6 protein-coding genes are annotated in these 7,803 nt (G+C 71.9%); 1 reads left to right on the top strand and 5 read right to left on the bottom strand.

Annotated features, from left to right (window positions below; genetic code table 11):
* Window positions 1-618 precede the first annotated feature (618 nt).
* Window positions 619-1,965 carry a CoA transferase gene (locus tag EV279_RS15450; RefSeq protein ID WP_133545561.1) on the top strand — a complete coding sequence of 449 codons (1,347 nt, stop codon included), beginning with the start codon at window positions 619-621 and terminating at the stop codon, window positions 1,963-1,965.
* A 33-nt stretch (window positions 1,966-1,998) separates the two neighbouring features.
* Here EV279_RS15450 and EV279_RS15445 read toward each other — a convergent pair whose 3' ends face one another.
* From EV279_RS15445 to argH, 5 genes are all read right to left on the bottom strand, one after another.
* Window positions 1,999-2,832: a DUF4184 family protein gene (locus EV279_RS15445; protein WP_133545559.1), complete on the bottom strand. Its 834-nt coding sequence runs from the start codon at window positions 2,830-2,832 to the stop codon at window positions 1,999-2,001.
* 34 nt (window positions 2,833-2,866) lie between these two features.
* Window positions 2,867-4,180 (bottom strand): tyrosine--tRNA ligase, encoded by a 1,314-nt coding sequence (tyrS, locus tag EV279_RS15440; protein WP_133545557.1) that lies wholly within the window; start codon window positions 4,178-4,180, stop codon window positions 2,867-2,869.
* 58 nt (window positions 4,181-4,238) lie between these two features.
* Window positions 4,239-5,063, bottom strand: coding sequence for a hypothetical protein (locus EV279_RS15435; protein ID WP_133545555.1), 825 nt, complete (start codon window positions 5,061-5,063; stop codon window positions 4,239-4,241).
* Window positions 5,060-5,701: a SatD family protein gene (locus tag EV279_RS15430; protein ID WP_133545553.1), complete on the bottom strand. Its 642-nt coding sequence runs from the start codon at window positions 5,699-5,701 to the stop codon at window positions 5,060-5,062. The genes EV279_RS15435 and EV279_RS15430 overlap by 4 nt, the downstream gene beginning before the upstream one ends.
* Window positions 5,702-5,768: 67 nt before the next feature.
* Window positions 5,769-7,199, bottom strand: coding sequence for an argininosuccinate lyase (gene argH, locus EV279_RS15425; RefSeq protein WP_133545551.1), 1,431 nt, complete (start codon window positions 7,197-7,199; stop codon window positions 5,769-5,771).
* Window positions 7,200-7,803: the final 604 nt, after the last annotated feature.

The raw sequence follows: 7,803 nt of genomic DNA, 5'->3' as shown, positions 1-7,803 counted from the left end.
TTATTTGGCATTTGACAAGTGCACGCTGTTGAGTTCTCAAGGATCGGATGCTCCCGCAGCTCAGCCTCACAGCCTCACCCACAGGGCAACTTCTCGAATCCCACGTCACCTCTCGGTCGTCCGGGCTCGTCGGGCCTGCGTGAGGCGACCGACCAGACTCTCGGCGGATCGAGGATCGTGGGGAGCCCCTATCCTAGCCCAGAGGGCGGTGACCGCTCAAGAAGAGCGACGTTCGGATCGGGGATGGTTCTCCGCTTGAGGGGGGTAAGGCTCTCGGCCTCTCCGCTTCCCTGTGGGGCGAACAAGTAATAAGTTACGCGGGATCGGAGAGTCCGGCAAATCGGTCCCGCATCCCGGGCGTGTCGCGAGCGTGGGGGCGCGGAATTCCGCGGATCCCGCTTCGCGCGGCGACGCGCGGCGCGCTCCGTCGGCGAAGACGGCCTGCGTCGCGTCGGCCCACAGCTCGCACCCGCGGCATCCCTGCACCGCTTCGCGGAGCTCCGCGATCTCGGCGTGGTCCGGCACCCAGCGTTCGGCGCCGGGACGCTCCGGCTCGGACATGCCACGAGTCCACGTGTGGCACTCGCGGCGGAGCGCGGGGCGGATTATCGTCCGGACATGAGCCTGGAGCCGTCGTTCGCGTCCACGCCGGAGGACGTGATCCGCCGACTCGGGCTGGACACGGCCGTGACCGTCGCCGCGCCGCGGCATCCGGTTCCGCTCGATTCGCGACTGTCCGTCGGCGAACTCGCCTGGTCGAGCGTCGGCGCCGCCTCCGTCGCGGCGGCGACGATCGCGGGATCCGGCGATGTGACGCTCGATCCCGACCGCATCGCGCTCGCCTACGCCAGCGAGCGTCATGGTCGCGTCGACGGGTCGGCGCCCGTCGCCTTCGCCCCGCTCTCGGGCTTCTTCCCCGCTGCGGACGGCTGGGTGCGCACGCACGGCAACTATCCGCACCACGCCCGCGCCCTGCGCAAGGCCCTTGAACTGCCCGGCGAGGCAGGAGCGGACGACGTCGCGTCGGCTCTCGCCGTCATGCCCGCCGCTGCCGCCGCGGAGGCGATCACCGCACGGGGCGGCATCGCCTCCGCCGTACTCCGCGAAGTCCCGGAGGTGGACGAAGCTCTCCGCGCGGGATCGGTCGTGCGGATCGCTCCGCTCGGGCAGGCTCACCCGCGCGGCCGCCTGGCACCGGCCGGCACGGCCCCCCTCGCCGGCGTTCGGGTGCTCGACCTCACACGCGTCATCGCGGGACCCGTCGCGACGCGGACCCTGGCGCTCCTGGGAGCGGAGGTGCTGCGGATCGACGCGCCGCAGCTGCCGGAGATCGCGTGGCAGCATCTCGACACCGGGCACGGCAAGAGGTCGGCGCTGCTGGACCTCACCGGCGCCGGCGATCGAGCCCGCTTCGACGAGCTGGCGGCAGGAGCCGACGTCGTCGTGCTCGGCTACCGGCCCCAGGCGCTGGCACGCCTCGGGCTGGCGCCGGCGGACCTCGCGGCGCGGCATCCCGGAATCGTCGTCGCCCAGCTCTCGGCGTGGGGCACGCCCGACCAGCGCGGCTTCGACAGCATCGTGCAGGCCGCATCGGGCATCTCGTGGATCGAGTCGCGCGACGGGGCGGCGCCGGGCGCGCTCCCGGCGCAGGCGCTCGACCACAGTGCCGGGTACCTCCTCGCTGCGGCGGTCATGGCGCTCCTCGTGCGACGCGACGCCGAGGGCGGATCGTGGCTGGCCGAGACCTCGCTGCGCCGTGTCGCCGCGGAGCTGCTCGGGATGCCGCGGCGCGCGGAGCCGTCGACCTCCGCGCCGGTCGATGCCGGCCGGCACACGCAGACCTTCGATGTCGAAGGCTCGGCCGTGACGACAGTGGGGCCCGTGGTCGCCTTCCCGGGGGGACCGACCGCGTTCGCACCGCCGCGGCCGTGGGGCGGCGACGAGCCCGCCTGGCGCGCGGGCTGATCGCGCGAGCGGAGTCGGGTCCCCTGCCGCGGGCTACGCCTCGGCCGGCCGGCGCCCGGCGCGCAGACTCTGCACGGCGAGGGCGAGCACGCCGGTTCCCGTTCCCCACACCGCACAGGCGGGGGGCAGCACGCGATACGCCAGGTGCTGCGGCGTGAAGGCCGCGTCGAACGGGCCTGAAACGGTGAGGCCCGCGAACCACGCGATCGCCAGCACGACGGGCAGCGACATCCACCAGACCCGGCGGACCCACGGCGGGAGCAGGCGCGACACGGCGGCGGCGTGCCGTCGTCTCAGCCACCGGAGAGACCACGTCCCCAGGATCAGCAGACCCGCGAGGCTGGAGCCGTACTGCAGCCACTTGTACCCGAGGAGCGGCCCCCACTGCGCATCGAGTGCCGGAATCGCCGCAACCCCCCACCGCCCTTCATGCGTGAAGAGGTCCCACACGATGTGGCTGGCGACACCGATCGCGAGCGAGGCCAGAAGCAACGCCACCGTCGACCACGGCGCAGCCCAGCGCTGCGACCGGCTCGGCTGGCGGTTCGCCCCGATGGCCAACGTGTCGCGGAGAGCGCCCGCCGCCGCGCGGTCCCAGTCGTCCGGAAGCCGCGCCGCAAGCCAGCGCGGAGAGAGCTCCCGCGCCGCCGGACGCAGCACGCACCGCCACACCAGGAGGAGCGCCAGCCCCACGAGCATCGTCGCCGGAAGCCACGCGAGGTCATGGGTGCGGCCGTAGCCGAGCGGTCCGAACCGCACGAAGAGCGGCAGGTCGGGCGTCATGGCCCCGATCGCGATCGCCGCCGGAACGAGGGGCGTGCGCACGAACGGAAGCGCGACGACCGCGTGACTGGGGGTGAACGGCATCGAGGACCTCGGCGAGCGGGCTTGCCGGCGCCGCTCAGTCCACGAAGACGCCGGCGAGGGTCTTCTTGCCGCGGCGGAGGACCGAGACACCGCCCGGCAGCGAACCGGTCACGACGGCGGTCTCGTCCTCGACGCGCGCGCCGTCGAGCGAGACGCCGCCCTGCGCGATCGCGCGTCGGGCCTCGCTCAGGCTCGCGACCAGGCCGGTCTCGACGAGCGCCTGCACGACGGGCGTGCCCTCGGCTACGGTCGCGTTCGGGAGCTCGTCGAGGGCATGGCGCAGGGTCCCCGCGTCCAGCGCGGTGAGATCGCCCTGCCCGAAGAGCGCCTCGGACGCGGCGATCACCGCGGCAGCGGCATCCGTCCCGTGCACGAAGGTCGTGACCTCGAGTGCCAGGCGCTTCTGCGCCGCCCGGCGGAAGGGCTCCGCCTCGACGAGCCGCTCGTACTCCTCGATCTCGGCGCGCGCCAGGAAGGTGAAGATCTTGAGGCGCGCGATCACGTCGGCGTCGTCGGTGTTGAGCCAGAACTGGTACATCCGGTACGGGCTGCACATCGCGGCATCCAGCCAGATCGCGTTGCCCTCGCTCTTGCCGAACTTGGTGCCGTCGCTGTTGGTGATGAGCGGCGTCCCGATCGCGTGCACCGACCGGTGCTCCACGTAGTGGATGAGGTCCACGCCGCTCGTGAGGTTGCCCCACTGGTCGGACCCACCGGTCTGCAGGACGCAGCCGTACGTGCGGAAGAGCTCCAGGTAGTCCAGGCCCTGGAGGATCTGGTAGCTGAACTCGGTGTAGCTGATGCCCGCCTCCGAGTTGAGGCGCGCGCTCACCGCGTCCTTCTTGAGCATCGTGCCGACGCGGTAGTGCTTGCCGATCTCGCGGAGGAAGTCGATCGCCGACAGCGGGGCGGTCCAGTCGAGGTTGTTGACGATGCGCGCGGCGTTCTCGCCCTCGAAGCTCAGGAACCGCTCGACCTGGGAGCGCAGGTAGCCGACCCACTCGGCGACCGTCTCCTTCGTGTTGAGGGTGCGCTCCGCACTGGGGCGCGGATCGCCGATGAGGCCGGTGGAGCCGCCGACGAGGCCGAGCGGCTTGTGACCCGCGAGCTGCAGACGGCGCATGAGGAGGAGCTGCACGAGGTTGCCGAGGTGCAGGCTCGGCGCGGTCGGGTCGAATCCGCAGTAGTACGTGATGGGGCCGCCCGAGAGGAGGTCGCGCAGGGCGTCCTGGTCGGTCGAGACGTGCACGAGACCGCGCCAGACGATCTCGTCCCAGACGTTGTCGAACGTCGGGTCGTTCGCGGGCGCGAGCGCACGGACAGCGGGCGGGGCGGTGGCGGATGACACGCGCTTCAGGCTATCAGCGGGGTGTGGATGCCCCGGCTCGTCGTCGGCGCACGCCCGCCTACGGCGTCGCGAACGCCCACCACACGAGGAACGCGCCCGCGAGGGCGATGACCCAGCTCACGAGGCTGCCGATGAGGAAGTACTCGGCGCGGTTGCCCGCGGCGCTGTCGCGCGAGATCTCCGGGAAGCGCACGATGCCCTTCGCCGCGAGGACGGCGGCCAGGAGCGGATACATCGCGGCGAGCGTGAGGGCGAAGACGAGGATCCGCTCGAGCGGGCCGATGAGTCTGCCGCCCTTGAGGGCCGGTTCGACGGCACTTCCCGCACCGGGCGCTGCCGGGGTGATGGATGCCTCGGCGGGGGCCGAGGCATCCGTCGCCGCTTCATCGGGAAGGGCAGGGGATGCCTCGGACCCGGCCACGGGCGGGTCCGCCGAGACGCGGGCGAGCTCGACGTTCTCCTGCTGCAGAGCGGCGCGGACGACGACGTTGGCGGACTCCATGAGGAACACCACTATGCCGACGACGAGGACCGTGTGGTCGAACGTCACGACGCCGACCGGGGTCGCGAGCGCCCACGCACCGCCGATGAGACCTCCGCCGCGCGGCGGGACCGTCGCGAGGAGGACGCCGCACAGCGCTCCGAGGGCGACAGCGGGCCAGAACCCGGCGCGGGCACGCCCGCCCACGGGAGAGAGCCAGACCCAGAGCGCGGCGACGGCGACCGCCCCGAGGGCGGCGACGAGCGCATCCGCGAGCGCGCCGACGATGACGAGCACGACCGCGCCGGCGAGGAGGCCGATCCAGCGGCGTGCGGCGGGGAGGAACTCGCGGACGAGATCGGCGGCGCCCACCGCGAGCAGCACGAGTCCGGCCGCGATCATGCCGCTCCCCTCAGCATCCGGAAGCCTTCGATGACGGCGGCGGCCCCCGCTGTCGCGAGAGCCTGCGAGACAGCGGGCTGGGTGACGCCCTCCTCCTGTGCGAGGTCGCGCTGCGTTCGTCCGAGACAGCGGCCGAGCGTCAGCCGCCGGGCGCGATCGTTCATCCCCCCGACGAGCTGATCGCGGGCGAGGAGGTACGAGTTGGCGAGTGCCGCGGCCGTGTGCACATCAGCATCTTCGTCGGGGGATGCGACGACCCACGTGCGCGCGCTCGGCGCGGCGCGCTGCTGCTTGGCGTGTACGGTTTCGATCGCCGAGCGGGCGGCCCACCAGCCGGGGCCGTCCTGCAGCCGCCCGCTCGCCGATTCGAAGGCGTCGACGGGGCCGATGCCCAGCCCGAAGCGGCACTCGACGCCGTCGGGGAGAGTGAGCTGCACGAGGAGGAGCGAAGCCAGCGCGTCCTCCAGTCGGGCGTAGACGCCCTGCAGTTCGTCGCCGACCGTCGGGCGGAGCGGTTCGACCGCGAGCGGGAGTCGACGTTCGACGTCGGCGATCGCGGAATCGAGGATCCGCTGAGCGTCGGCGCGGTCGGCGAGTCGACGGGACCCGACGATGTCGGCGATCGTTGCGATGACCATCGCATAAGCGTATCACTTATCACCAGGATAGATAAGTGTTCAGCTTATAGAACGCTTGTTATAAGCGTCAGATCCCCAGGGCGTGCACAGCCGTCTGGGCGCGACCGACCAGCTCGAGGCGCTGCTCGCCGACGCGATCGGGCGCCGTTCCTCCCGCGCCCGACCGGGACGCGACAGAGCCTTCGACCGTCAGCACCTCCCGGACCTCCGGCGCGAGGGCCGGGGAGACCGACGCCAGCTGCTCGTCGGTGGCTTCGTGCAATTCGATCCCCTGGTCCTCGCACAGACGCACCAGTGCTCCGGAGATCTCGTGGGCATCGCGGAACGGCACGCCCCGACGCACGAGCCAGTCCGCGACATCCGTCGCCAGTGAGAAGCCCAGCGGGGCGAGCCGCGCCATGCGCTCCGTGTCGAACGCGAGAGTGGAGACCATGCCCGCGAAAGCCGGCAGCACGAGCTCGAGCGTCGTGACCGAGTCGAACACCGGCTCCTTGTCCTCCTGCAGATCGCGGTTGTACGCGATCGGCAGGCCTTTGAGCGTCGTCAGGAGTCCCGCCAGATTGCCGACCAGCCGGCCGGCCTTGCCGCGAGCGAGCTCGGCGATGTCGGGATTCTTCTTCTGCGGCATGATGCTCGACCCCGTCGAGTAGCCGTCGTCGAGGGTGACGAACCCGAACTCGCGCGTGTTCCAGAGGATGATGTCCTCCGCGAAGCGCGACACGTCTATCCCGATCTGGGCGGCGATGTAGGCGAACTCGGCGACCACGTCCCGCGCCGACGTGCCGTCGAGGGAGTTCTCGGACGGGCGCGACAGACCGAGCTCCCCGGCCACGAGGGCCGGGTCGAGACCGAGGCTCGACCCGGCGAGCGCTCCCCCGCCGTAGGGCGACACGGCTGCCCGCGCGGACCAGTCGCGCAGGCGCTCGAGGTCGCGCACGAGCGGCCACGCGTGCGCTTGGAGGTGATGGGCGAGCAGGATCGGCTGAGCGTGCTGGAGGTGCGTGCGTCCGGGCATGATCGCGTCGGCGTGCGCTTCGGCCTGGGCGACGATCGCATCGATGAGGCGCAGGATGTCGCGCGCGATGACCCTCGAATGATCGAGCAGGTACATCCGCACGAGGGTCGCGATCTGGTCGTTGCGGCTCCGGCCGGCGCGGAGCTTGCCACCGAGCTCGGGACCGACCTCGCGCAGGAGAGCCGCCTCGAGGGCGCCGTGGACGTCCTCGTCGCCGGGGGCAGCGCGGAGTGTGCCGTCCTGGATGCCTCGGGCGAGGACGTCCAGGCCCGCGTGCATCGCACGCTCCTCTTCGCCGGTCAGATAGCCCGCCGCCGCGAGGGCCTTGGCGTGTGCGTGCGAGCCTGCGATGTCGTAGAGCGCGAGGGTCCAGTCGAAGTGGGTCGAGCGGCTGAGCGCCGCGAGCTCGGGAGACGGCCCGGACGCGAACCGCGCACCCCACAGCGCGCCCTCGTTGGTTCCTTCGCCCTTCGCGTCACTCACGCTCCCAGCCTATCGGCGCGCCCGGCGGGCCTCTTGCGGCGGTGCCCCTTCACCTGGCGCTCACTTGGCGGGAACCGTCGCCCGGGGACGCGGCATCCGACCGAATGCGCCACCTGGATGCGCGAGCCCGCTGGGCCGCCGCGCTTACTTGGCGGGAACCGTCGCCCGGGAACGCGGCATCCGACCGAATACGCCACGTGAACGGATGCCACCGCGCGGTGTGGTGTCCTCCCCACCGCCTGGTCGGGCGACCGCTGTCCACTCTTCGGGCGGATGACACGCAGGAGGACTGCCCGCGGCACAGGGTGGATCATCACTCCGCGACCACGGCCCCTTCCCGATGACCTGGGCGACGCCTTCTCCACGCGCGCCGCGCTGAATGCGGGCGTCTCCGAGCGACGCCTCCGCGCACGAGATCTGGAGGCCCCGTTCCACGGCGTCCGCACACGCCGGGCTGAGGCATCCCTGGATCCAGGAGACGAGCACCCGGCCGCGGTCGAAGCGGTGCGGCTGACGTCGGCGCTCGAGGTCCGTGCGCGGGCATTCGCCACCGTGGCGCCGCCGGGCTCGTTCTCGTTCGGGGTCACCGCTGCCGCTCTGTGGG

The sequence above is a fragment of the Microbacterium sp. BK668 genome, assembly GCF_004362195.1.
Classification (GTDB): Bacteria; Actinomycetota; Actinomycetes; order Actinomycetales; family Microbacteriaceae; genus Microbacterium.
The sequence above is the reverse complement of the archived record's forward strand: the minus strand, read 5'-3'. Positions and strand labels throughout refer to the sequence as shown.

What these genes read in the sequence shown, in the direction of transcription:
- EV279_RS15450 (WP_133545561.1), top strand. Translation starts at nt 619, where the DNA reads ATGAGCCTGGAGCCGTCGTTCGCGTCCACGCCGGAGGACGTGATCCGC.
- EV279_RS15445 (WP_133545559.1), bottom strand. Translation starts at nt 2,832, where the DNA reads ATGCCGTTCACCCCCAGTCACGCGGTCGTCGCGCTTCCGTTCGTGCGC.
- EV279_RS15435 (WP_133545555.1), bottom strand. Translation starts at nt 5,063, where the DNA reads ATGATCGCGGCCGGACTCGTGCTGCTCGCGGTGGGCGCCGCCGATCTC.
- EV279_RS15430 (WP_133545553.1), bottom strand. Translation starts at nt 5,701, where the DNA reads ATGGTCATCGCAACGATCGCCGACATCGTCGGGTCCCGTCGACTCGCC.